Raw genomic sequence first — 27,000 nt, 5'->3', positions numbered from 1 at the left:
ACCATATGAAGTTTACCGCTACTCTTTTTATTTTTTTATTTGGAATTGCTGCTTTCTCCCAAGATCGCAATGCTAATTTTAGGCAAAAAACTGTAGCTAAAGCCGAATCGATTACCATAGACAGTGTAAGCATAAACCCAAACAACTTCTCTGTTAAACTTAAAGACTCTACAATTATAGATAGTACTTATTATTCTGTAGATTTCTCTAAAGCTATTTTAGCTTTTAAAAAACCGATTATAGCCGACTCACTAGTTATAAACTATCTTAAATATCCAGAATATCTTACGCGAGTTTATCAGCAATTTGACGAAGCTATTATAGTCGAAAACAATGATAAAGCTAACAGACTTTACAAAATAAAACAATCTAACACAGAGAACGATTTCAAACCTTTTGATGGCTTAACTACTAGCGGAAGCATTTCTAGAGGTGTAACCATTGGAAACAACCAAAACTCTGTATTAAATAGTGAGCTAGACCTACAAATTACTGGAAAACTAAACGATAAAGTTTCCCTTCGCGCCTCTATTCAAGATGCAAACATTCCTTTACAGGAAACTGGCTATTCTCAAAGATTAGATGAATTTGATCAAGTTTTTGTGGAGATTTTTAGCGACCGATGGAATATAAGAGCTGGAGATGTAGACTTAGAAAATAACGATTCTTATTTTGCTGAGTTTTCTAAACGCGTTCAAGGTCTTTCGTTAAGAGCAAAATTAGGAGAAGAAGATGCCGAAACTAAGCTTTTTGCAGCAGGTGCTTTAGTTCGTGGACAGTTTACTACAAGTCAATTTACGGCACAAGAAGGTAATCAAGGACCTTACAAATTACAAGGTCAAAATGGTGAATTGTTTGTATTAATTGTCTCCGGAAGTGAAACTGTTTATGTTAATGGTATTATAGTAGATCGTGGCGAAAACGAAGATTATATAATAGATTACAACGCTGGCGAAATTATATTTAATTCTACATTTCCTATAACAAGCGAAATGCGAATTACTGTAGACTACCAATTTAGCGATAGAAATTACTCGAGACTAGTAGCTTATGCAGGAGGTAATTACGAGTCTGAAAAATTTAAAATTGGAGCTTCGGTATATTCGGAAAATGATGCTAAAAACAATCCTTTACAACAAAATTTATCTTCTGACCAAGTTAATGTTTTAACCGAAGCTGGAGACGACAGAACACAAATGGTAGCGCCTTCTAGCGTTCAAGAAGCCTTTAACGAAAATCGAATTTTATACAAAAAAGAGATTGTAAATGGTGTAGAAATCTTTGAGTTTTCTAACAATGCAGACGATACTTTATTTAGCGTTCGCTTTACAAATGTTGGTGATAATTTAGGTAATTATATAATAAGTAACATTAATGCAATAAATACTATTTACGAATATATTGCGCCAATTGGCGGAACTCCTCAAGGTGATTTTGAACCTATTATACAATTGGTTGCGCCTGTAAAACTTCAAGTTGCAGTGGTTAACGGAAGTTATACACCATCTGAAAAAACAACTATAAATTTTGAATTTGCAGGAAGTAAAAACGATTTAAATTTATTTTCTAGTTTAGATGATAACGATAATAATGGCTTCGCAGGAAAACTTAGCATTAACCAATCTATTATTAAACAAGACAGTTTGTGGAATTTAGATGCTTTTGTAGATACCGATTTTATTCAAGAAGAATTTAGAAATATTCAAGGCTTATACAATCCAGAATTTAATCGCGATTGGAATATTAACGCAACAACTTCTAATGGATTGAACTCTAATTTTGGTGACCAAGTTTTGTTTACTGCCGGAACAAGAGCTTTTCATGATAAAAAAGGAAGAGCTAATTATTTGTTCGAGCATCTTGGTTTTTCTAATAATTTTAATGGTAATAAACATACAGTAAATGCTAAATTATTTCTGAAGGAAAAACTAACGCTAACAACAAACACAAGTCTTTTAAACAGTAACGCCACAGAAACAACCTCAACTTTTTTACGTACTTATAATGAGGCACGTTACAACCTTAAAAAGAGTTGGATTGGCGGAAGACTCTCTGCTGAAAACAACGAACAAAAAGACGTTGTAACTAATGAATTTACAGAGTTAAGCCAGCGTTTTAAAGCCTACGAAATCTTTACAGGAATTGGAGACAGCACTGGTGTTTTTGCGGAAATTGGTTACAAATACAGAGTAAATGATAGTTTACGAGACAACAACTTACAGCGTGTTAACCAATCTAACACCTACTATTTAAACTCTAGATTAATAAAAAACGAGCGTACAAACCTGTCGTTATTTGCTAATTACAGAACTTTAAAAAATACTGATGAAAACCTAGAAGACGAACAATCTATAAATTCTAGATTATTATTTAGTCAGCAGTTTTTTAAAAACATAATAAATTGGAATACCGTTTTCGAAACCAATTCCGGAACCTTAGCCCAACAAGATTTCACCTATGTAGAAGTAGAACCTGGTCAAGGTGCTTACACTTGGAACGATTATAACGGTAACGGCATCCAAGAATTAGAAGAATTTGAAATCGCTCAGTTTCAAGATCAAGGTTTATATATAAGAGTATTATTACCAAACCAAGTTTTTATAAAAACACATCAAAATAGGCTAAGTCAAGCATTAACTTTAAATCCAACGAACTGGATAAACGAAGACAATAAAAGCAAAAAATTCTTGTCGCATTTTTATAACCAAAGTAGTTATTTAATAGACCGAAAAATTAAACGCGAAGGCAATGCTTTTAATATTAATCCGTTTGAGAGTGATGAAGATAACCAACTAGGGCTTCAGCTTAATTTTAGAAACGTGTTAAGTTATAATCGTGGTAAACAACATTACACAACCTCTTATACGTATTTAAGTAATCAATCTCGAAATGTATTATCTGTAGGCTTTATTGCTAATAGTTTAAAAAGTCATCAATTAAATTTCAATCATAAATTTGCCACAAGCTGGCTTGCTAATTTTCTTGCCGGTTTCGATAAAAATGATAGCGAAAGTGAAAACTTTGTCTCCAAAAATTTTAATATAGATGAAGAGCGCTTCAATCCAAAATTATCTTATTTATTAAACGACAATGTACGTTTCGATGTCTTTTATCAATACACAAACAAAGGAAATACGATTGGTGATTTAGAAACCTTAAATCAACAAAAATATGGCTTCTCTTTTGCCGTAACTAAAAACGTAAAATCCGCAATTTCTGGAGAGTTTAATGTGTTTTCTAACGCTTTCGAAGGCAATGCTAATTCACCTGTAGGCTACCAAATGCTTGAAGGCTTACAACCAGGAAAAAACCTAACTTGGAGCTTATTAGCGCAACAAAAAATTACTAAGTTTTTAGATTTAAATTTGACTTATTATGGTAGAAAAACCGAGACTAGTAAGACTATCCATACTGGCAATGTACAGTTGAAGGCTTATTTTTAATACTCTTAACATTTCTAATCTAAAAAATAGAATACCTTTACATCGTGAAATTTATTGCAATCATATTATCTATTTACTTAACAGGTCTTACACTTATACCGTGTAACGATGTGGCAATAGACAATAGCAATACTTCTCAAGATACTTACGTTTCTAGCGATCATGGTACAGATAACCATACTCAAGATTTGTGCTCTCCTTTTTGCACTTGCCAATGTTGCCATATAGAAATTATATCATCTCAACCAATAGATTTCGTTTTCTCAAAAATAGAAGAGACTAGAAAAATGCCTTCTTATTTCGAAAACATAAGTAGAGACCATATACACAGTCTTTTACAACCTCCTCAATTTAATTCTTAAATATCTGAATCTTTTCAGGCCTTTTTTACTCTATTTAATAGAGTAAATACACATTTTATTTACAGAATTAAATCAAAAATCATAATGATTAATAAACTTATTGACTTTTCAATCAATAACAAATTTGTTATTGCATTGTTTACGCTAGCACTTATAGTTGGCGGCATATATAGCATACAAAAAGTACCCGTAGATGCTGTTCCAGACATTACAAACAATCAGGTACAAATAATAACACAAGCGCCAAATTTAGGAACCGAAGACATCGAGCAGTTTGTAACTTACCCAATAGAATTAGCTGTTGCAAACCTTCCAGAAGTAAAAGAAATTAGATCTATTTCTCGCTTTGGACTCTCTGTAGTTACTATTGTTTTTAGCGACGACTTAGATACTTACTTACCAAGACAATTAGTTAGTGAAAAACTAACCGAAATTAAAAGCCAAATACCCGAAGGTTTCGGAACGCCTTTTATGGGACCAATTTCTACTGGATTAGGCGAAATTTACCAATACACATTAGAAGTAGATCCGGAATTTAAAGACAAATATTCTTCTACAGACTTACGTACTTTTCAAGATTGGATTATTAGAAGACAAATGGCAATGGTTCCTGGTGTAGTAGAAGTTAATGCTTTTGGAGGACATAAAAAACAATACGAAATTGCTATAGATCCTAATACTTTAAAATCTATGAGCCTCAGTATTAACGACGTTTTTAACGCTTTAAAAAACAACAATCAAAATACTGGAGGTGCATATATCGAAAAAAACCACCAAGCCAATTTTATTCGTGGCGAAGGTTTAGCAAGAACAATTACAGATATTAATAACATTGTTGTTGCTAATAAAAACGAACTTCCTATTACTATTAAAAACATAGCAACAGTTAAATTTGGTAACGCCATACGTTATGGTGCATTAACAAAAAATGGAGAAGGAGAAGCTGTTGGTGGCATGATATTAATGCTAAAAGGATCTAACACAAATGAAGTTATTAATAATGTAACCTCTAGAATTGAAGAGATACAAAAATCGCTTCCAGAAGGTGTAACCATTAAACCTTTTTTAGACCGAAGTAAACTTATAGAAAGTACAACCTCAACAGTAGAAAGAAACTTAGTTGAAGGTGCATTAATTGTAATTTTTATTCTAATATTTTTCTTAGGAAACTTTAGAGGCGGTTTAATTGTTGCCTCAACCATCCCACTATCACTATTATTTGCTTTTATATTAATGAACATTTTTGGTGTTTGGGCAAACTTAATGAGTTTAGGTGCTATAGACTTTGGAATTATTGTGGACGGAGCAGTTATTATTGTAGAAAGCACTGTTTTCTTAATGTATCAACGTATTAAAAAAGGACAAACAATTAATCAAGAAGAACGCGACAAACTAACCTACAGTTCTTCTTCTAAAATGATGAACACCGCCTTCTTTGGTCAATTTATTATCTTAATTGTTTTCCTTCCCATTTTAGCATTAGAAGGCATTGAAGGTAAAATGTTTATTCCAATGGCACTTACATTCAGTTTTGCTATGATTGGAGCTATGATACTTTGCTTAACATACGTACCAATGGTAACGGCTTTATTTTTAAAAGTTCCAGAAAATAAAAAACTGACTTGGGGAGACAAAACTGTTATTTGGTTAGAGAATATCTACGAAAAAAGTTTAGCTAAAGCCTTAAAAGGTTCTAAAATTATTATCATTTCTTCTGTTGTTTTATTAGCTGTCTCAGGTTATCTATTTTCTAGAATGGGTGGTGAATTTATTCCGCAGTTAGATGAAGGTGATTTGGCTTTTCATGCTATTTTAAAACCAGGAAGTTCGCTTACAGAAACGATTTCTACAACTACAAAAATTGAAAAAATTGTAAAAGAAAACTTTCCAGAGGTTGAAGATATAATTAGTAGAATTGGTGTTGCAGATGTACCAACAGATCCAATGCCTATGGATATAGCAGATGTGTTTGTTATTTTAAAACCACAAAGCGAATGGACAACCGTTTCTAGCAAGGAAGAATTAATTTCTAAAATGAAAACACGCTTAGAATCTATTCCTGGTGTTAATTACGAATTTACCCAACCCATAGAAATGCGCTTTAACGAACTAATTACTGGAGTTCGAGAAGACATTGCCATTAAATTATATGGAGACGACTTAGAGATTCTATCTAAAAAAGCCGAAGAAATAGGAAAACTAGTTGCTAATGTAGATGGTGTTGCAGACATGAAAGTAGAAGCTACTTCTGGGCAACCACAAATAACCATTCACTATAATAGAGCTAAAATTGCGCAGTACGGTTTACAAATAAACAACCTTAATACACTTATTCAAACCTCTTTTGCTGGTGGAGTTGCAGGAACAATTTTTGAAGGTGAAAAACGATTTGATTTAGTAGTTAGAGTGAAAGACGAATTACGACAAGATTTAAATCATGTTAAAAATCTATTTGTAAGCCTTCCAAACGGCTCTCAAATTCCTTTAAAAGAAGTTGCCGAAATAAGTTTTAAACCAGGACCAATGCAAATAAGTCGAGACAATACAAACCGTCGTGTGTATGTTGGAATAAATGTTCGTGGTAGAGATATTAAAACACTTGTTGAAGAAATACAAACAAAAATAGACAACGAAATTAATCTTCCAACAGGTTACTATGTTCGGTATGGAGGTGCTTTCGAAAACTTAGAACGTGCTACTAGTAAACTAAAAACTGTAGTACCAATTTCTCTAGGCTTAATTTTTGTCTTAATCTTTTTCGCCTTAAAATCGATGAAGCAAACTTTAATGATTTATGTCGCAATTCCGTTTGCTATTATTGGTGGCATATTTTCATTAATTTTAAGAGACATGCCTTTTAGTATCTCTGCAGGTGTTGGTTTTATTGTCCTTTTTGGAGTTGCTGTTTTAAACGGATTAGTTTTAATAAGCGGATTTAACGAGCTTAAAGAAGAAGGTGTTACAGATATTAACGAGCGTATTCGTATTGGAACGCGCAGACGTATCCGACCTATTTTACTAACTGCTTTAACAGATATGTTAGGCTTTTTACCAATGGCTTTATCATCGTCTTCTGGTGCCGAAGTGCAGCGTCCGCTAGCAACAGTAGTTATTGGTGGTTTATTAACCGCAACACTACTTACATTGTTTATAATACCAATTTTATACCGCTGGATAGAAACAAGAGATGAAAAAGCAGAAAGCATAAATGAAAACTACAAAACAGTTATAGCTTCACTATTGGTCTTCTTTGGCGTATTTAGCCTTAATGCACAGGTAAATCAAACCATTTCTATAGACGAAGCAGTAAATATGGCTATAAAAAATTATCCATCATTAAAAGCTTCAAAATTAAATATTGATAAAGAAGAAGCTCTAAAAACTACAGCTTGGAATTTTGGAGACACTAATATTTTTACTTCAGGAGAAGAAATAGGAAACAACAATCCTGCTACCTACACAAGACTTGGTATTGGTCAAACTGGTATTGCAATTTTTGAAGGTCCTGCTAAAAGCAAATTAGCAAAGCAAAATATTGAGTTAGCAAAAACCAACCTTCAGTTAAACAGTTTGGAGTTAAAGCAAAATGTAAAAAAGGCTTGGATAAATGCTTATGTTGCAAAAAAGACCTATCAATCTTATGCAGCTATAGATTCTGTTTTTTTTGGCTTAGAACAAGCTCTTGAGTTAAGATATGAAACCGAAGCTATTTCCCAATTAGAATATAGCTCGACTGCAAACCAAGGCCGTTTAATTACTATACAAAAGCAAGTTGCACTTAACAAATATAACATGGCTTTACAAACCCTAAACCAGTGGTTGTTTAGTGCTATTATATTCGACGTAGAAAATACAGAAATTACCGCTTTAGAAGATGAATCTACTATAATTGATGAGTCCTTGACATCACATCCGTTACTTAATTACTGGGACAACCAAACAGCAATTGCTAGCGCACAGACAGCTGTAGAAAAAGCAAGTTATCTCCCTAAATTTTCTGCGCAATATGGTTTTCAAGAAATTAACGGACAGTCAGGTTTTAGTAGTTTTCAAATAGGTATTCAAATACCATTAATTTTTAATTCTGTAAAAGGAAAAACTAAAGCTTCAAAAATAAATTCTGAAATTATTAAAGAAAAAAATCGGGTTAAGAAAAGTTTACTTGAAACTAATTATATCAATCTCGTTGCTCAATTCAAACAAAACAAAAGCAACTGGGAGTATTATAAAACCGAAGCTTTAAAACTAGCAATCCAACAACGAAACGGAGCTACATTATCTTACAAAGAAGGCGCGATGGATTACATTGCATTTATACAAACCATTAAAGAAGCTGTACAATTAGAAATTAATACTTGGCAGATTTTTAAAGACTATTTAGACAGTAAAACTAAGTTAGAATACTATACAAATAAAAACTAATGACCATGAAAACACCATATAAAACACATATAATTATTGCTATAACACTAGCGCTTTTTAGTTGTAATAACGGAAATAAAACGAACAAAGCGGATGATCATGAAAATGAAACTACAGAAAAACACGACGATCATTCTAAAGACGATTCTCATGATGAAGACAAGCCACATTCTGAAGAAATTATACTTACCAATACGCAGATTAAAGATTTAGAAATTAGTGTTGATACTATTTCTAAACGCAACATGTCTGGCTACATTGAAGTTAACGGAAGCTTAGGCGTACCACCGCAAAACGAAGCAATAATCACCTCTATTTTAGGTGCTAATATTAGCAAAATAAAAATAATTGAAGGAGACAAAGTAAAAAAAGGACAAGTTGTTGCTTACATAAGCCACCCAGATATTATTACTATGCAAACAGATTATTTGCAAACAGTTAATAAGCTTACTTTTTTAGAGCAAGACTTTAATAGACAGCAAAAATTATACGATGCAAAGGTTGCTTCTGGCAGAGATTACCAACAGGCTAAATCTGCTTTTTCAAGTGCAAAAGGACTCACAAAAGGTTACGAAAGTCAGTTGCATTTATTAGGCTTATCTCCTAACAGCGTTAAAGCTGGTAACATTTCTCAAATCGCTCCTGTAAAAAGTCCAATCGATGGCTATGTAGAAAAGGTATTTATAAAATCTGGTCAATACGTTTTACCACAAACACCACTTATGGAAGTTGTAAATACAGAACATATACATGCCGATTTAATGGTTTTTGAAAAAGACATTAGTAAGGTTAAAAATGGACAAACCGTGAAAATTAATGTAGAGTCTTTAGGAAACAAAGAGCTCTCTGCTACAATCTACTCTGTAGGAAAATCTTTTGAAGAAGGTCCAAAAGCGCTTCATATTCATGCTGAGATTAAAAATAAAAATGGTAATTTAATTCCCGGAATGTATGTTACAGCAAGAATATTAACTGATAATTCTACTGAAAACGCATTACCAGAATCGGCTATTTTTGAAGAAGGTAATACCAACTACGTTTTTACGGCAAAGCAAGAAGGAGACCAATGGGCTTTTAGTCCTGTAGAGGTTATTGTAAAAAATACTAGTAACGGTTATTCTGCTTTTCGTTTTAAAGAAGAACAACCTAAAAATATTTTGATAGCACAAAATGGAGCTTATTATTTAGTAGCAGAAATGAAAAAAGGTGAAGCAGAACATTCACATTAATACATAGTTTTATGGAAGAACACAAACACACCAAAGCCGAACATAATCACAATCATTTTTTAGGAAAAAATACCGAATTGTATTTTTCAATAGCAAGCGGTTTGTTTTTAGGACTCGGTTTTACACTTTCTTATTTATTAACTAAAACAGAATGGGTAGCTTTAACTTGCTACATTTTTGCTTACTTTTTTGGTGGTTATTTTATAACTATTGAAGCTTATAAAAAAATAAGCAAAGGTGGTTTTGATATCGATTTTTTAATGATTGCCGCAGCTATTGGAGCTGCCTACATTGGCAGTTGGGCAGAAGGCGCTTTGCTCTTATTCTTGTTTAGTTTAGGCCATGCGTTAGAACATTATGCGATGAATAAGGCTAAAAAATCTATTGAAGCCTTAAGCGATTTATCACCAAAAATAGCATTGGTTAAAAAAGGAAATCAGCTTATTGAAACACCAATTGAGAGTTTACAAATTGGAGATACAATTGTTATAAAACCAAACACTAAAATTGCTGCAGATGGTGTAATTATAACCGGAAATAGTAGTATAAATCAAGCACCTATTACTGGAGAAAGTATGCCAGTAGACAAAACAGCAATTGCTAGTTTAGACAAATTACCAGATTTTAAACATATCGACAAAAAGCATATTGCGTTTACAGGAACTATAAATGGTGATAGCACTATTGAAGTACATGTTTTAAAACTAAGTCAGGATTCTACAGTTGCACGATTAATTAAAATGGTAAGCGAGGTTGAAACCCAAAAATCACCAACACAACGTTTAACCAAAAAATTCGAAAAATGGTACGTCCCAATTGTACTAATTGTAGTCATTCTTTTATGTTTTGCCTACTTAATTATAGACGAAAATTTTAACGAAAGCTTATACAGAGCCATTACTGTTTTGGTAGCTGCAAGCCCATGTGCCTTAGCAATATCTACACCAAGCGCAGTGCTTAGCGGTATAGCAAGAGCTGCACAAAAAGGCATTTTAATTAAAGGAGGAAAAGCGTTAGAAGATTTAGGAAGCATTACCACCATTGCGTTTGATAAAACAGGAACGCTTACCGAAGGAAAGCCAAAACTAACAAACGTTATTGCTTTAAATAATTTTGAAGAAAATGAATTTCTACAAATTGTTTTAGAAGTTGAAAGCTTGAGTAATCATCCTTTAGCAAAAGCAATTGCAAAAGACATTAAAAAGCTTCATAACTTAAGCTTTAAAGGGATTGCTAAAAATATTGAAGCCATACAAGGAAAAGGGATTACAGCGGCTTACAACAATGCTAAGGTACTTATTGGTAATCTGAAATTAATGCAAGATGAAGGTGTCATAGTTGAAGATACAGTAACCTCAAGAATGGACAGTCTTTTACAACATGGTCACACCGTTATGTTGGTCGCTCTTAAAAACGAAGTGATAGGTATAATTAGTGTTATGGATACTCCTAGGCAAACAGCAAAAAGCACATTAAAAAGACTTAAAGCTATTGGTATTAAGCGCATGATTATGCTTACTGGAGATCATCAAAATGTTGGTGATGCCATTGCAAAACAAATAGGTTTAACAGAAGCAAAAGGAAACCTATTACCTGAAGATAAAGTTACAGCTATTAAAAATTTATTAGCAACAGATGGAAAAATTGCAATGGTTGGAGATGGTGTAAATGATGCACCAGCGATGGCATTAAGCACTGTTAGTGTTGCAATGGGAGCTGCTGGGAGTGATGTCGCTTTAGAAACAGCAGACGTTGCTTTAATGTCTGATAAAATAGAAAACTTACCATTTGTAATTGGATTAAGCAGAGCATCTAAACGCATTATAAAAGAGAATATTTTTATAAGTTTAGGTGTTGTAGCCATACTAATGCCTGTTACAATTCTTGGATTAACCAATATTGGTGTAGCAGTCTTATTTCATGAAGGCTCGACAGTTGTTGTAGTATTAAACGCTTTGCGTTTATTAGCCTATAAGAAACATTTATAAATCTAGATTTTCTACGCAACCTTTTCCTATTTTTAGTATCTAATAATGGTATGACTTTTGATAACTTATTCATTTTAACCAATCTATTTTATGAAAAAAACATTAGTATTATTCGCTTTATTATTAACATCTTTTTATGGACTTTCTCAAGAAGATGTAGAATCGACCTCTAAAAAAAATGAGATTTCGTCTAACCTTTTTGATCTAGTTATAGCAGGATCTTTTAATATTAATTATGAACGTTATTTTGAAAAAAATCAATCACTTTTTATTGGCACTACCTTTTTTGACACATACGCTTATTATGATTCTGGGTATTTAAAAGACTCTAATGCTTTTAGTCTTAAAGTAGCTTACATAATCTATTTTTCAAAGAAAAAAGACCATGCAGGATTTTTCTTTTATCCACAAGCAAAAATTAGAACAGGAACAGTAACTGTAGACGATTATTACTATTATGATTATGTAATTGACACTAATGTAGCACAGGAATTCTCTTATGATGTAGATGGATTTTCTTTAGGTTTTGGTATTGGTCATAAATGGGTATTTAATGACACCTTTACTTTAGGTATTAATGGAGAAATAGCAAGAAACCTTGGTAGTTTTGATGATGATTACTTAGATAATGTAGAACCTAGATTTGGAATTAACTTTGGAATTAGATTCTAAAAAAATAACAAAATACTAAAAATGCCCAAACTAAATAGTTTGGGCATTTTTTATTTTAAGGCATCTGCTTTCGCATGAATTTTACATTTTCATTAACCACTCTTTTACATCAACTTCTTTTTTAATGATGTCTTTAAGCTCTGAAATAGCAACACGTCTTTGATCCATTGTGTCTCTATGACGGATAGTAACTGTTTTATCTTCTAACGTTTGGTGATCTACTGTAATACAAAATGGTGTACCATTTGCATCTTGACGACGGTAACGTTTACCAACGGCATCTTTCTCATCATAAAACACGTTAAAATCCCATTTTAAATCTTCAATAATTTCTTTTGCTACTTCTGGCAAACCATCCTTTTTAACTAAAGGAAAAACGGCTGCTTTTACAGGCGCTAAAACTGCTGGTAATTTTAAAACGGTTCTTGTAGTATTGTTTTCTAACTCTTCTTCCATTAAAGCATTAGAAAATACTGCTAAAAACATACGATCTAAACCAATAGAAGTTTCTAAAACATACGGTGTGTAACTTTTATTTTCTTCGTGATCGAAATACTGTAATTTCTTACCAGAAAACTCTTCGTGTTGTTTTAAATCGAAATCTGTACGCGAGTGTATTCCTTCTAATTCTTTAAATCCGAAAGGAAATTTAAATTCTATATCTGTTGCAGCATCTGCATAATGTGCTAATTTTTCGTGGTCATGAAAACGGTAATTATCTTCTCCCATCCCTAAAGAAAGGTGCCATTTCATTCGTGTTTCTTTCCACTTATCAAACCATTCTTTTTGTGTTCCTGGTTTAATAAAAAATTGCATTTCCATTTGTTCAAACTCACGCATTCTAAAAATAAACTGTCTTGCAACAATTTCATTTCTAAATGCTTTACCTGTTTGCGCAATACCAAAAGGAATTTTCATTCGTCCTGTTTTTTGCACATTCAAGAAGTTTACAAAAATACCTTGTGCTGTTTCTGGACGTAAGTAAAGATCCATTGCCGTTTCGGCACTTGCACCTAACTTTGTACCAAACATTAAGTTAAACTGCTTAACATCTGTCCAGTTTCTGCTTCCACTTAATGGACAAGCTATTTCTAACTCTTCAATTAATGCTTTAACATCTACTAAATCTTCAGCTTCAAGAGATTTACCTAAACGTGATAGAATACCATCAATTTTTTCTTGATAACCTAAAACACGAGGATTAGTAGCTATAAATTCATCTTTATTAAAAGCATCTCCAAAACGTTTGGCTGCTTTTTTAACTTCTTTATCAATTTTCGCTTCAATTTTAAGGCAATAATCTTCAACTAAAACATCTGCACGATATCTTTTTTTAGAATCTTTATTGTCTATTAACGGATCGCTAAAAGCATCTACGTGCCCAGAAGCTTTCCAAGTGGTTGGATGCATAAAAATTGAGGCATCGATACCTACAATATTATCATGCATTTGCACCATGGCTTTCCACCAATAGTCGCGAATGTTTTTCTTTAACTCTACACCATTTTGTGCGTAATCGTAAACTGCACTAAGTCCATCGTAGATTTCACTACTTTGGAATACGTAACCATACTCTTTTGCATGAGAGATTACTTTTTTAAATTGATCGTCTTGATTTGCCATAGCTACAAAAATATAAAACCGTTCCAAATTTGGAACGGTTTATTTAATAATATTAATGGATAATTTTTATTTTAATTCAATAGTCGTTCTGCCTAATTTATTTCCTTGATGAAATATACTAATAAAATACATTCCTTTTACTAGCGTTTCGCTTCCTTTTTCTATTAAAGCACAAACCTCTAAATCTTTATTATTATACGCTACTGTTTCTACATCAGAATAAATTAAAGAGGTATTACCAAAGTTAACTGTCCCCTTATCTGCAATAACATTCATTTTAGAATCTAACACTTGTATGTATAATGACTTGTCTCCTTTAGCCAATAATTCATTTTTTAGCAATGTAAAGCACACTTGAAATTGATTTGTTCTACTTGCTCTTTTAGTATCTATTACCTTATTAGAAGACGAAACTCTTTTAACACCTTCTGCAACGATATTTGTAATTTTAAACTGCTTTGCGATTTCTAAATCTTCTTTTAAATTTATATTTCTTTTTGAAAGCGTTTTATTTTTAGTCTGCAACGTATTCGCGACTCCTTTTGTCTCGTCTAAATTAGCTACAATACTATCTGTTACTAATTTAAGCTCGGCATTTTCAGACTCTAAAGAATCAACCATTGAAAGTAATAGTAGATTCTCTTTTTTTAGCACTTTAATCTGTGCCTTATACTTAGAAATTTCACTGAAATTAAGATCTATTTGCTTAACAGAATCTAAAATTTTTATGATTTTATATTTTGTTTGCTCTAACTGTTTTCCTATCGATTCATTACTTACATCTATAGCATTGTAACTTGAAATCATTTCGGATAATTCACTTTGAACAAGATGTTTTTCTTGCTCAAGAAAAGCATTACTTTCTTTAGCGTTATAATAACTTGTATAGCCCAAAGCACCTATAACAATTAGCGCCACTGCTAAAGAACCTATAATTATTTTATTGTTAAATATTTGAGGGTTTATTATCATTTTATTCTACTAAATAGCAAGCGAATTTTTAGCGATGTAGATTCTTAAAATAGTTCTGTTTTAATATTTTAAGAGTATTGATTATGGGTTAAACAATTTTTAAAACTTAGGTTTGGTTACACAATTATAGCTATTATTATTATTGATTATTAAATTGTTAGCGTATTTTCGATGAAATACAAAATTATTTCTTCTACAACATGTTTAGAGCTCTTATAAACCTATTTTTTCCTAAAGTATGCTTAACGTGTCAACTACAATTAGTTGACAACGAAGAGCACTTATGTACAGATTGCAGACACTCTTTACCACTTACCAATTTTCATTTAACTCAAGATAATTTTATTGCAAAACTATTTTATGGAAGAGCTAAAATTAAAACTGGCACAGCTTTACTCAGGTTTGAAAAAAAAGGAATAACACAAAAACTTATACATCAATTAAAATATAAAGAACAGCAGCAAGCAGGCTCCTTTTTGGGTGCTTGGTTAGGCACAGAACTTGGTAAATGTGAAGATTATGCTAACATAGACATTGTTATTCCAGTGCCACTACATAAAAAGAAATTAAGAAGTAGAGGTTACAACCAAGTTACTAAGTTTGGAGAAGAAATAGCGATAGCTTTACAAGCTGAATATGTGGATAATGTATTACTTAAAGTTACTAATACTAAATCTCAAGTTACTAAAAACAGGTTCTCGCGGTGGACAGGTAAAAACGATACTTTTGCATTAGCCAACACTCAAAAAATAGCTGGAAAACATATTCTTTTAGTCGACGATATTATTACTACAGGAGCTACTTTAGAAGCCTGTATGTTAGAACTAAACAAAGTCGAAGGTTTGAAAATTAGCATTGCCACAATGGCAATTGCTTAACAGTATTAGTATAAAAAGTTAAATTCTTTATAAATACACGCTTTAAAAAAGCGACTATTTATGTTACTTTATAAATATGTTGTTATTTTGCAAACAATTACAATAGCTATGCAAAACAGATTTTACAATATTTTATTTTTTATTACAATTGCATTAATAATTGCTAGTTGTGCCAATAGAGGTACGCCAAGCGGTGGAGAAATAGATGTTGCACCTCCGGTTATTGTAAAATCTGTACCAGAAAATTATACTACTAATTTTAATGCTAAAGAAATTAGAATTTATTTTGATGAGTATATAAAAACTAAAAACTTGTCTAAACAACTTGTTATTTCTCCACCAATGAAAACACAACCAGACATTACACCTCTAGGTTCTGCAAGTAAATATATTACTATTAAAATTTTCGATACATTACAACCAAATACTACTTATGCTTTTAATTTTGGGAATAGTATTGTGGATAATAACGAAGAAAACCCATTTAAATATTACAGATATGTTTTTTCTACTGGATCGTATATAGATTCTCTTTCTGTTAAAGGCGTTATTAAAGATGCATTAGTTTCTGAAGTAGATGATTTTGTTTCGGTTGCTTTATATGAAATGGATTCTACATATTCTGATTCATTAATATATAAAAGAGAACCAAATTATATCACCAATACATTAGATAGTACTACTAATTTTAAAATTGAAAACGTAAAGGCTGGTAAATATATGCTTCGTGCCCTAAAGGATAAAAATGGTGATAATAAATTTCAGCAAAAAACTGAAAAAATAGCATTTTACGAAACACCAATTACGCTACCACAAGACACCGCTAAAACTTTTGAACTTGAATTATTTAATGAAGCTCCAAACTACAGAGCTGCAAAGCCAAGCTTAGTTGCTGGCGAAAAAATAATTTTTGGATACGAAGGCGATTATAAAAACACCAAAATTGAATTACTATCTAAAGTTACCGATAGCTTTAAAGGACGTTATTATAAAGATGAAAAAACCGATTCGCTTTTCTATTACTACAACCCAAAATTAAAGGTCGATTCTCTAATTTTTAAAGTCACCAACCGTAAAGTTATGGACACGTTTACAGTAAGAATAAAAGATAAAGAACGTGATTCTTTAATAGTAAGTGCTAATCCAAAAGGTGCAATAGGTGTAGAAAAAGACTTCTTTATAACATCAAACATTCCTTTTGAAAGTATTGACGAAACAAAAATTGCAATTCGTGACAAAGATTCTGCTTTAGTAGATTTTAAAACAGAATACGACACATTAAAAAATAGCTATGCTCTCAAATTTAATAAAACGGTAGACAACCAATATAAAATACAAGTACTTCCAAATGCTTTAACCGATTTGTTTAATAATACTAACGACACGCTTAGTTACAACGTTAAGACACAGAACCAATACAAGTATTTTAACTCTAGAATAATACTTGTAAATGCAAAATATCCTGTAATAGTTCAACTTACCGATTCTAAATTCGAGGTTGTTGCAGAGCAATACATTGATAAAGCACAACCTGTAGATTTTAATTTTTTAGATCCTCAAAATTTCTTTTTACGTGTTATTTACGACACTAACAAAAACGGGAAGTACGATACTGGAGATTACTTAAAAGGTATACAACCAGAACGTGTTAGTTATCATCCTGATGTTATTGAAGCTGTAGCTGGTTTCGACGAAGTAACAACTCTTAAACTGTTAGATTAAAAGTATCCTTATCGTTTAGAAAACCTAGATGTCTTCGGTTTTTTTCTATGTGAGATTTATTTAATGTTATAATTTCTGTTGCTTCTTTTCCGCTATTATCGCTGGTGAGTTTTTCGCCTAAAGCATCATAAACTGCGGAATGTCCTGGATATTCAAAACTATTACCATCAAGCCCTACTCTATTTACACCAATACAGTAAGTCATGTTTTCTATTGCTCTTGCTTTTAACAAAGCATCCCAAGCTGCAATTCTTTGTTTTGGCCAATTAGCAACATAAAGCAACACATCGTAATTTTCTGTATTTCTAGCCCAAACTGGAAAACGAAGATCGTAGCATACTTGCGGACAAATATTCCAGCCTTTATACTCAATAATTACTTTTTTAGTTCCTGCTGTAAAGACTTTATCTTCACCTGCGAGTGAAAAACTATGTCTCTTATCGTAATGTATTATTTCACCATTTGGTTTAACAAAAAGGAGTCTATTATAATATTTAGAATCTTCTAAAACAGCAACACTACCAACAATAGCTGCTTGCTTTTGCTTGGCTAAATCTTGCATCCAACTAACGGTTTCACCTTGCATGGTTTCTGCAATAGCTTGAGCGTTCATGTTAAAACCAGAGGTAAACATCTCTGGTAAAACAATAAGGTCTACGGTTTCAACTATAGCTTCTATTTTAGTTTGAAAATTAATGCGGTTTTGTACCGCATTCTCCCAAACTAAATTAGATTGTATAATTGCTATGTTTAATGTATCAGCCATAACTAAAGTTTACCTAAACGTTTTTCTGCTTTTGTGATATTGCTTCTTAGTTTTTCGAATTTTTTCTCCCATTTTTCATGATCGTCTGGAGAAAGCTTCCCTTTTCTTTTAAGCTTTTCGAATTTTTTATTTTGAGACTCGTACTTGTCTTTTGCTTTGCTTAAATTCTTCTCGGCAGATTTCACCTTATCCTCGGCTTTTTCTTTCTTTTTTAATTCTTTTGCAATTGCTCTACGTTCTTTTTCGGCTTTTTTAAGGGCTTTTTCTGTTTTCTCTTGATCTTTCTCAGCCTTCTTTTCTGCGTCTTTTATTTTCTTTTCTTCTCTATCTTTTGCTTTTTCAGCATCTTTTAATTCTTTCGCTACTCTTTCTTCTTCATCCTTAATTTTCTTAAGCTCATCTTCCTTTAACTCAATAGCATCTGAAGCTTGCTTTGCTTGTTCAAAAATCACTGCTTTTTCTTCTTCAGTAAAAGAAGTAGAAACATCTTCTCCATCTAAAAGGATTTTACTCTTTTTAACTTGGTAAGTCTTACCATTATTTAAAACTTCTTGTGCACTAATAGTAAAGCTTAATCCTAAAAAGAAAGCTAGTAAAATTACTTTTTTCATTATTTATATATTTTAAAATTTTTAGTTGTAATTCAATAATCAAATATATTGCCAAATAATAGTATTGCTATATATTATTAATAATTTCTGCTGCTTTTTTTAGTGTATCGTCTGTTTTGGCAAAGCAAAATCGTAAAACTTTATCGTCTTTTTTATTATTGTTAAAAACTGATAATGGTATTGACGCCAACCCATGCTCTATTGTTAATCGTTTCGCAAAATCGATGTCGCTTTCTTGGGTAATTTCAGAAAAATCTAACACTTGAAAATACGTTCCTTTTGCTGGAGTAAACTTAAAACGAGAGTCTTTAATTAGACTTAAAAACAAGTCTCTTTTAGTTTGATAGAATGCTGAAAGGCCTAAATAATTATTAGGTTCTTTTAAGTAATCTGCTAATGCTTTTTGTGTAGGATGGTTTACACTAAATACATTAAACTGATGCACTTTTTTAAACTCATCCATTAATACTTTTGGTGCGCAACAATAACCAACTTTCCACCCTGTATTGTGGAACGTCTTACCAAAAGAGGCTGTTATAAAACTTCTCGCTTTTAAATCTGGAAACTTACAAGCGCTTTCATGTTCGAGACCATCATAAATAATATGCTCGTAAACTTCATCACTCAAAACAATGCAATTGGTGTTTTCTGTTAGTTTTTGAAGCGCTAACATATCGGCTTTAGAAAAAACACTTCCACTTGGGTTTTGTGGTGTGTTTATAATAATCATTTTAGTTTTTGAAGAAAAGTGAGTCGCTACTTCTTCCCAATTCACTTTATAATCTGGTGCATTTAATTGAATAGAAATGGTTTTCCCACCATTAACTTCTATTGCAGGTTCGTAACAATCGTAAGCTGGACGAAAAATAATAGCTTCATCTTTTGGTCTAATAAAGGCTGAAATAATAGTGTAAATAGCTTGTGTTGCTCCTGCTGTAACAGTTATTTCTGTCTCTGGATTGTAAGTGCTTTTATAAAGTAATTCCATTTTATTGGCAATTGCTTTTCGTAACTCTATATTTCCAGGCATTGGCGCATATTGGTTATAACCAGAATTCATGGCTTGCGAGACTAAATCTATTAGTTTTTGATCACTTTTAAAATTAGGAAATCCTTGAGACATATTAATGGCATTATGCTTGTTCGCTAAAGCACTCATTACCGAAAATATAGTAGTCCCAATATTAGGAAGCTTAGATAGATGTTTCATACCCTAAATATAACTAGAAATTCGATGAATTTTAACAAATTTTAGTTCTCGATTTTTTATATTTGATGCTATTCAAAAAAACAAATCGACTATGAAATTTTTAAAATTCATTTTACTATTAATTACAGTTAACGTTTCGGCACAGCAAGGCGGAATGTGGATTCCTTCGCTTTTAGAAGGTATGAACGAAGACGAAATGACAAATCTTGGTAGTAAACTAACAGCCAAAGATATTTACGATGTCAATAATTCTAGTTTAAAAGATGCTATTGGGCATTTTAATGGAGGTTGTACTAGTGAAATTATTAGTGATCAAGGATTAATTTTAACCAATCACCATTGTGGTTTTGGCCAAATACAATCGCACTCTTCTTTAGAAAACGATTATTTAAAAGATGGTTTTTGGGCAATGAATCTTGAAGACGAATTACCAAACGAAGGTTTATACATAGAATTTATAGTTAGAATTGAAGATGTAACGTCTAAAGTTCTATCTGGTGTAACTGAAGCTATGACCGAAAAAGAGAAGCAATCTCAAATTAGTAAAAATAGTAATGCTGCAGAAAGCGCAACGACAAAAGAAGATTGGCAAGACACTAAAGTAAAATCTTTTTACAATGGCAACCAGTACTTTCTATTTGTAACAGAACGCTTTGAAGATATTCGTTTAGTTGGTGCACCACCAACAAGCATTGGGAAATTTGGTAGTGATACAGACAATTGGGTTTTCCCAAGACATACTGGCGATTTTTCTATGTTTAGAATTTATGCAGATGAAAACAACAGACCAGCAAAATATAGTAAAGACAACAAACCATACAAGCCAAAACACTTTTTACCAATCTCTTTAGATGGTATTGAAGAAGGTGATTTTACTCTTGTTTTTGGCTTCCCTGGACGTACAAACGAGTATTTACCAGCTGTAGCTATCGAGCATATTACAAAGGATTTTAACCCAAGTAATATTGCTATTCGTGAAGCGGCTTTAAAAGTGATTGATAATGCAATGAAATCTAGTGACGATGTACGTATTAAATACGCATCTAAACAAGCAAGAATTGCTAATGCTTGGAAAAAGTGGATTGGTGAGAATTTAGGAATTGAAAAAAGTAATGCAGTAGCAGAACGTCGCAAATTTGAAGCTGAATTCACCACTGCTTTAACAACAAAAGATTTAGTTAACAAATACGGAAGTATTTTACCAGAATTTGAAAACCTTTATAAGGATTTTTCCGATGTAAATATTAAACGTAGAAACTTTATAGAAGTTTTTATTGTTACTAACGAATTAATGCAAATGACGTTTAGAGCATACCAAATGGAAGATGCTATAACTAATAATCCAGATATTTTTGAGCGTGCTAAAACAGGAACGGTTAATATTTTAAAAGGTATTCATAAAAATTACGATGTTACTGTAGATAAAGGTGTTTACAAAGCTGTTATGCCAATGTATACTTCTAATGTAGATGCTTCAATTTACGATAAAACTGCTTTTACAAGTTTAGAATCTACTTTAGCTTTATTTGAAGGTGATCAAAAAAGTATATTAAAAAAGCTAAATAAAGATGCTGCTTACAAATATGCTAAGCCAATTATTGAAGATTATTACAAAAATATTGATCCTCAATTTCAAGAAAAAAACGAAGTAATAACAGCATTACAAACTAAGTACATGACTGCCTTAATGGAAGCTTTACCAGATGCACGTTATTTTCCAGATGCTAACAGCACGCTACGTGTTACTTACGGTCAAGTACGTGGTTACGCTCCAAGAGATGCAGTTTACTACGAGCCTGTAAGTTACCTTGATGGTGTTATCGAGAAATTTGTACCTGGTGATTACGAATTTGATGTACCAAAAAAATTACGCGATTTACACGCAGCTAAAGATTACGGACAATATGCAGACAAAAACGGAAAAGTGCCAGTTTGCTTTTTAGGAACAAACCATACTACTGGTGGAAATTCTGGAAGTCCTGCAATAGATGCACATGGGAATCTTGTTGGTTTAAATTTTGATCGTGTTTGGGAAGGTACAATGAGTGACATGAACTACGATCCAGAAATTTGTAGAAACATAATGGTAGATGCACGTTACGTGCTATTTATTGTAGATAAATTTGCAGGTGCAACGCGTTTGATTGATGAGATGAAATTGGTTCATCCTAAAAAGAAATAAACACTTTTTAAATAAGTTAATAAAACTTCGTAAGTATAATTCTTACGGAGTTTTTTTGTGTTTTAAAGTATGGTTATAAACTATACAGAATGCTATTTAAATAAATTACACTTTTATTTAGAGAAAGACAGCTAGACTCTTTAATGAAGTTAGACTTAAGTAATCTTTAATTGTTTTAGTAATTCTTGCTTAAAGCTTCTTCCTATTGGTAATTTATTACTACCAATATAAATGGTATTACCAGCTATTTTATCCACACAGTTACTGTTTATAATAAACGATTTATGAATTTGAATAAAATTGGTTTCTGGTAGTTTTTCAACCCAACTTTTAAGTGAATCTATATAAGATAACTTTTGTGTTTTTGTAACTATTGTAATATAATTTCTATCGCTTTCTAAAAACAAAATATCATCTACAATAACTTTATGATGTGTTTTATCTACGTTTAAAAATAAGATCTCACTATTGGTTTCTTCGGAAGTGTTTTGTGATTTATCAATAAATTTTTCAGCTTTATTAATGGCTTTTAAAAACCGGTCAAACGAAAATGGTTTCACTAAGTAATCTACAATTGTTTCTAAAGAAAAACTCTCTGCTGCATAATCAGGATAAGCAGTCGTCATTATTATAGCAGGCGGATTTTTTATGGTTTTAATAAAATCTATTCCTGAAATATCTGGCAAATTAATATCTAAAAAAACAAAATCTACAGTTTTATTTTTTAAAAACGAACGTGCTTCGGTAGCCGACTGAAAAGCGCCTTTTAATTCCACGTTTGTAAGCTTCCCTAAAAAGTTTTTTAGGATGTTTTGAGCCGGAATTTCATCTTCTATTATTATACAGGTCATTGTTTAATATTTTAAATCCTCTTTTTGTCATTCCTGCGAAGGCAGGAATCTATTTGTTATTCTTGCTCCTTTTATAAATATTTACTTTTAATATTATTGAAATTCATTATTACTATTAGTAATAATTCTAGCATTCTTTAGCTAGTGGATTCCTGCCTTCGCAGGAATGACAAAAGACTTTAGCGTAACAACTTATTTCAATCTAAATTTAATTTTAAAGTCACAACAAATTGTTCAGCCTTTTTAATATTGAAACTATAGTTGTCTTTATATATTAATTGTAATCGTTTTTCTAAATTTTGTAAGCCTATTTTAAAATCTGTAGAACTTACTTTTTCTCTATTATAATCGTTACTACAAATACATTCTAAAACACCATGCTCTTCAATAATACTAATAGAAATATCGCTATTTAATGTACTATGTTTAAAGGCATTTTCTATTATAGTAATTAACAATAAAGGTGCAATTTTTACACTATTAAAATGAACTTCTGTTTTATAAAAAATCTGTTTTACACCTTCGGTTCTAATGCGTTGAAACTTGATATAATTATCTAAAAACTGAAGCTCTTTTTCAAGTGAAATAGTTTTAGCATTACTTTCATATAGTACATGTTTTAAATTATCTGAAAGCATTAAAATAAGCTCTGGTGTTTCTGATGGTTTTTCTATTGAATAAGAATAAATAGTATTCAAATTATTAAACAACACGTGTGGATTTATTTGCGATTTCAAAAACTTTAGTTCCATTTCTGCATGTTCTTTTTTTACCTGCTCCACTTCAGCCTGTTTTTCTATAAAACGATACAAAACCCATACAAACGAAAAGAAAATAAGTGGCACCAAGGTTTGCCATAGGTAATCGCTGAGGCATTTCATTATAGAACAACCACACTGCGCAAATACATTACAATACAATTGTGTTGCAAAAAAGGAAATAATAGCAAATACAAACACATAAGGGATGTACCATTTTTTCTTTACAAAAAAAGGTAATAACACGAAATTGTTGACATAAACAATAACTACAAGTATTGATAAATACTGTAAAAACGGATTTTCTTTCCAATAATATCTTGAGAAAATAGATAATGATACAAATACAAAAAGCATCCAAAATAGGATGTGTACCAATAGTTGCGAGCCGTGTTTTTTTAAAAAGGATTGTTTCACAATTGGAAAGTAGTGAGAAATGCTTTAACAATCAAAAACAAAGTACAAAAACCCATGTAAACATTGCAAACAGCATGTTTAAGAACGTTCTCTAAACAATCTCCATCTTCTTCAACAAGAAACTAGCATTCATATTTTGGCAAATTCCTTTTTTAAAGGTATAATCGAAATACAACTCATCGTCAATAATCTGTGCATCGAAATAATGGTTTTTAACCTCTTCTAATTCTTTTTCAATTTCACAAAGGCTTAAATCGTGAGTCGCTATAATTCCAGTGGCATTACTTGCTACTAGTTTCTCCACAAATTTTCTTGAACCAATGGCTTTGTCTGTACTGTTTGTACCTTTTAGAATTTCGTCTAAAATAATAAAGTAACTATCCGTTTTAATAGCATCTACAATGTATTTTAAACGTGTTAATTCCGAAAAGAAGTACGAACTATCATCTGTTAAAGAATCGCTTGTACGCATGCTTGTAATTAATTTTACAGGAACATACTCACTAGATTTTGCGCAAACAGGTAATCCAACGTTTGCCATAACAATATGCAAAGAAACAGTTCTTAAAAACGTACTCTTTCCAGCCATATTAGCTCCTGTAATAATAAAAAACTGCTCTGTTTCAATATTAAAATCATTGTCTACACGTTTCTCCGTTTTTAATAAAGGATGACCTAATTCTATTACAGTTGTTTTTTTACCAGCTTCTAAAATTTTAGGATATACATATTGTTTATGGTTAAAAGCATAGTTTCCTAAACTGTTATAAGCATCGAAAAAAGTAACGACTTCAAACCAATCTTCCACTTTATCATGATACGTTTCAATCCATTGCTCAATAGCAAAACTGTTTTTTATATCTGTTAGAAAATAACCATTTCCAAAAATAGCAGAAATAAGATTGTTTCTATTATCTAAAGCATCCATTGCCTTGGATAAATCTGTTAAAATAGCAGAGGCTTTTTTTCCTTCTAATTGAATTTCTTTTTGTTTCTCAATAAGTAATGTTGAAGAAAATGTTTCGGTTTCAATAGCATTTAAAAGTTGAGCGTATTGTCTAAATGTATCTCTAATTTTATCTGTGTTTGCAGCTAAATCGTTTATCTTTTTTAAATACTTACCTGTTACCGCTAACCCGATTAATAACCAATATCCAAAAAACTCTATAGAAATTACTTTTGTAATACCTAAAATAAGAAGCAATGCTGAAACACCAACAAACACTAAAGGCAATCGTTTTAAAGCTTTTGGTAAAAACGATTTGTGTTTGTGTAGCCACGAAACAATTTGATCTGGTTTTGTTTCAACTTTTATCAAGTTTGCAGTAGCCTGAAACTGTTGTCTCCATTCTGGCTTTGTAGACAATTCTTTTATTGCCTCTTGCCTTTGTTCTATATTTAAAATATTGTTAGCCTTAAGTGCATTCGATAATGCTAAAGCTCCAATTTTAGTTGCTGTTCTGTTTATAAATTGAAAGAAAGAACCACGACCAAATAAATCGATATCTAATGCATAGTTATGAAGCGGATCTTGGAATTCTAAGCCTTCATTTCTATCGAAAAAGTCTCCTGAACCAATTTTTAATTCTTCTTCATTTATAGCAAGTAATGCTTTTTTTAAAGCGTATTCCGATTTTAAAGCGGTGTGTTTTGATAACAAAAACAGAAACACAAACACACCAATTAAGCCACAACCTAATGCTATTTGCCAATTGCCAAATGTAAAATAAACCACTACAATTGTAGCCATAAAAGCTAATAGTCTTGCAGTACTTAAAACTGTAAGTTGCTTGTGTAATTTTGAAACCTCTGCTTTATAAATTTCGAGTTGTTGTTGGTAATATTGAGTTGAATCTTGCATTGTTTTATAATTCTAAAGCATCAAATTTTGTAAAAACTTGAATAATTGTTTCTACTGCGTCTTGGTAAAATTGGTTGTCAATTCTTTCAAAATCATCAGTTGGTTTGTGGTAATCTTCATGATCTGCTACTCCAAAATAGATAAAAGGAATATTAGCTTTATGAAATGCAGCGTGATCGCTAGAATTTGTCCAGTTATCGCCATCTCCCAATCCTTCGTGACCAATAAGTAAATCTACTTTACCTAAATCCTTAAAGTTTACTATTGTTGGTTTTAAATGTGGATAATATCTTGATCCCACTGCGAAGAGTTCGTTTCTATCGCTTCGGCTAATCATATCCATATTTAAGTTTAAAACAATATTTCTTTGCTGAATTGTATTGTCTTTCACAAAATGATAAGCACCTTTTAAACCTAATTCCTCGCCATCGAATGCAGCTAAAATAACATTATGCTTTGGTGGATTTTTATGGAAGTATTCCGCGAAAGCGAACAATGCCGAAATACCAGAAGCGTCATCATCTGCACCATTATATATCTTTCCTCCTTTTACTCCTTCGTGATCGTAATGTGCCGATAAAACTATGTATTTATTTGTGTTTTCTGCACCTTCAATTAATCCTAAAATGTTTTCAGCTTCATATTTACCGAAAGTAAATGGCTGACCATAATCTGCTCCCAAAGGTTTTACATCTTCTTTTTTGAAAGCTTTAATAATATAATCTTTAGCTTTTTTTGCGCCTTTAGTTCCCGTTCTCCTACCTTCAAAAGCATCAGAAGATAACGTTTTAATGTTTTTAAGTAAGGTTTTAGTTGAATATGAATAGTTAGTTATTGGAGTTGTATTCTCAACCTTTTTTGGCGCCTCTGCTGTTTGTGTTTTACAACTTACAAGCGATATACCTAATGCTAATATATATAGTGGATATGTTCTTTTCATATTAAAAATAATTATAGGTAAAGCTAACAAAAAAACCCAAGCGATTGGCTTGGGTTTTTAATTATTTAAGACTCTTCGCTAATGCTCTGAGTG

The 27,000-nt window shown here is 31.8% G+C and carries 18 protein-coding genes; 9 read left to right on the top strand and 9 right to left on the bottom strand.

Annotation, left to right across the window (positions count from 1 at the left end; all coding sequences use genetic code 11):
• Positions 1-5 precede the first annotated feature (5 nt).
• From Q0935_RS06320 to Q0935_RS06295, 6 genes are all read left to right on the top strand, one after another.
• A complete protein-coding gene (locus Q0935_RS06320) occupies positions 6-3,443 on the top strand; it encodes a hypothetical protein (protein ID WP_299383501.1) in 3,438 nt (1,145 codons plus the stop codon).
• Positions 3,444-3,487: 44 nt separating this feature from the next.
• Complete coding sequence (locus tag Q0935_RS06315; protein ID WP_299383498.1) at positions 3,488-3,805, top strand: DUF6660 family protein; 318 nt, start codon at positions 3,488-3,490, stop codon at positions 3,803-3,805.
• Positions 3,806-3,889: 84 nt separating this feature from the next.
• A complete protein-coding gene (locus tag Q0935_RS06310) occupies positions 3,890-8,227 on the top strand; it encodes a CusA/CzcA family heavy metal efflux RND transporter (RefSeq protein ID WP_299383494.1) in 4,338 nt (1,445 codons plus the stop codon).
• A 5-nt stretch (positions 8,228-8,232) separates the two neighbouring features.
• Entirely contained in the window at positions 8,233-9,456 is a 1,224-nt protein-coding gene (locus Q0935_RS06305) for an efflux RND transporter periplasmic adaptor subunit (protein ID WP_299383490.1), read from the top strand.
• An 11-nt stretch (positions 9,457-9,467) separates the two neighbouring features.
• On the top strand, positions 9,468-11,444 hold the full coding sequence (locus tag Q0935_RS06300) for a heavy metal translocating P-type ATPase (RefSeq protein ID WP_299383488.1): 1,977 nt from the start codon (positions 9,468-9,470) through the stop codon (positions 11,442-11,444).
• A 90-nt stretch (positions 11,445-11,534) separates the two neighbouring features.
• Entirely contained in the window at positions 11,535-12,116 is a 582-nt protein-coding gene (locus Q0935_RS06295; protein ID WP_299250146.1) for a hypothetical protein, read from the top strand.
• Positions 12,117-12,197: 81 nt separating this feature from the next.
• Here the strand turns inward: Q0935_RS06295 and Q0935_RS06290 are convergent, their stop codons facing one another.
• Positions 12,198-13,739: a glycine--tRNA ligase gene (locus Q0935_RS06290; protein ID WP_299250148.1), complete on the bottom strand. Its 1,542-nt coding sequence runs from the start codon at positions 13,737-13,739 to the stop codon at positions 12,198-12,200.
• Between the two features lie 66 nt (positions 13,740-13,805).
• Entirely contained in the window at positions 13,806-14,711 is a 906-nt protein-coding gene (locus Q0935_RS06285; protein ID WP_299250150.1) for a hypothetical protein, read from the bottom strand.
• Positions 14,712-14,911: 200 nt separating this feature from the next.
• Here Q0935_RS06285 and Q0935_RS06280 point away from each other — a divergent pair, with 200 nt between their 5' ends.
• Together Q0935_RS06280 and Q0935_RS06275 are read left to right on the top strand one after the other, a co-directional pair.
• A complete protein-coding gene (locus Q0935_RS06280; protein WP_299250152.1) occupies positions 14,912-15,589 on the top strand; it encodes a ComF family protein in 678 nt (225 codons plus the stop codon).
• A 108-nt stretch (positions 15,590-15,697) separates the two neighbouring features.
• Positions 15,698-17,311 carry an Ig-like domain-containing protein gene (locus tag Q0935_RS06275; RefSeq protein ID WP_299383484.1) on the top strand — a complete coding sequence of 538 codons (1,614 nt, stop codon included), beginning with the start codon at positions 15,698-15,700 and terminating at the stop codon, positions 17,309-17,311.
• On the opposite strand, the gene Q0935_RS06270 is transcribed toward Q0935_RS06275, so the two are convergent.
• The 3 genes from Q0935_RS06270 to Q0935_RS06260 all read right to left on the bottom strand — a co-directional run bounded on the left by Q0935_RS06270 (position 17,295) and on the right by Q0935_RS06260 (position 19,898).
• Positions 17,295-18,077 carry an amidohydrolase gene (locus tag Q0935_RS06270; protein WP_299383480.1) on the bottom strand — a complete coding sequence of 261 codons (783 nt, stop codon included), beginning with the start codon at positions 18,075-18,077 and terminating at the stop codon, positions 17,295-17,297. The two genes, Q0935_RS06275 and Q0935_RS06270, sit on opposite strands and share 17 nt — an antisense overlap.
• A 2-nt stretch (positions 18,078-18,079) precedes the next feature.
• Positions 18,080-18,688, bottom strand: coding sequence for a hypothetical protein (locus Q0935_RS06265; RefSeq protein ID WP_299383477.1), 609 nt, complete (start codon positions 18,686-18,688; stop codon positions 18,080-18,082).
• A 67-nt stretch (positions 18,689-18,755) separates the two neighbouring features.
• The gene (locus Q0935_RS06260; protein WP_299383474.1) at positions 18,756-19,898 is read right to left on the bottom strand and encodes a methionine aminotransferase; all 1,143 of its coding nucleotides are present in this window, start codon (positions 19,896-19,898) and stop codon (positions 18,756-18,758) included.
• A gap of 91 nt (positions 19,899-19,989) precedes the next feature.
• Between Q0935_RS06260 and Q0935_RS06255 the strand changes: the two genes are divergently transcribed.
• Entirely contained in the window at positions 19,990-22,080 is a 2,091-nt protein-coding gene (locus tag Q0935_RS06255) for a S46 family peptidase (protein ID WP_299383472.1), read from the top strand.
• Between the two features lie 155 nt (positions 22,081-22,235).
• On the opposite strand, the gene Q0935_RS06250 is transcribed toward Q0935_RS06255, so the two are convergent.
• The 4 genes from Q0935_RS06250 to Q0935_RS06235 all read right to left on the bottom strand — a co-directional run bounded on the left by Q0935_RS06250 (position 22,236) and on the right by Q0935_RS06235 (position 26,907).
• The gene (locus Q0935_RS06250; protein WP_299383469.1) at positions 22,236-22,931 is read right to left on the bottom strand and encodes a LytTR family DNA-binding domain-containing protein; all 696 of its coding nucleotides are present in this window, start codon (positions 22,929-22,931) and stop codon (positions 22,236-22,238) included.
• Between the two features lie 197 nt (positions 22,932-23,128).
• Positions 23,129-24,106 (bottom strand): sensor histidine kinase, encoded by a 978-nt coding sequence (locus tag Q0935_RS06245; RefSeq protein ID WP_299383465.1) that lies wholly within the window; start codon positions 24,104-24,106, stop codon positions 23,129-23,131.
• A 91-nt stretch (positions 24,107-24,197) separates the two neighbouring features.
• The gene (locus tag Q0935_RS06240) at positions 24,198-25,967 is read right to left on the bottom strand and encodes a DNA mismatch repair protein MutS (protein WP_299383462.1); all 1,770 of its coding nucleotides are present in this window, start codon (positions 25,965-25,967) and stop codon (positions 24,198-24,200) included.
• Positions 25,968-25,971: 4 nt separating this feature from the next.
• A complete protein-coding gene (locus Q0935_RS06235) occupies positions 25,972-26,907 on the bottom strand; it encodes a M28 family peptidase (RefSeq protein ID WP_299383459.1) in 936 nt (311 codons plus the stop codon).
• Positions 26,908-27,000 lie beyond the last annotated feature (93 nt).

It is taken from the genome of uncultured Lacinutrix sp. (assembly GCF_947500605.1).
Lineage (GTDB): Bacteria > Bacteroidota > Bacteroidia > Flavobacteriales > Flavobacteriaceae > Lacinutrix.
This window is presented reverse-complemented; position numbering and strand designations above follow the sequence as displayed.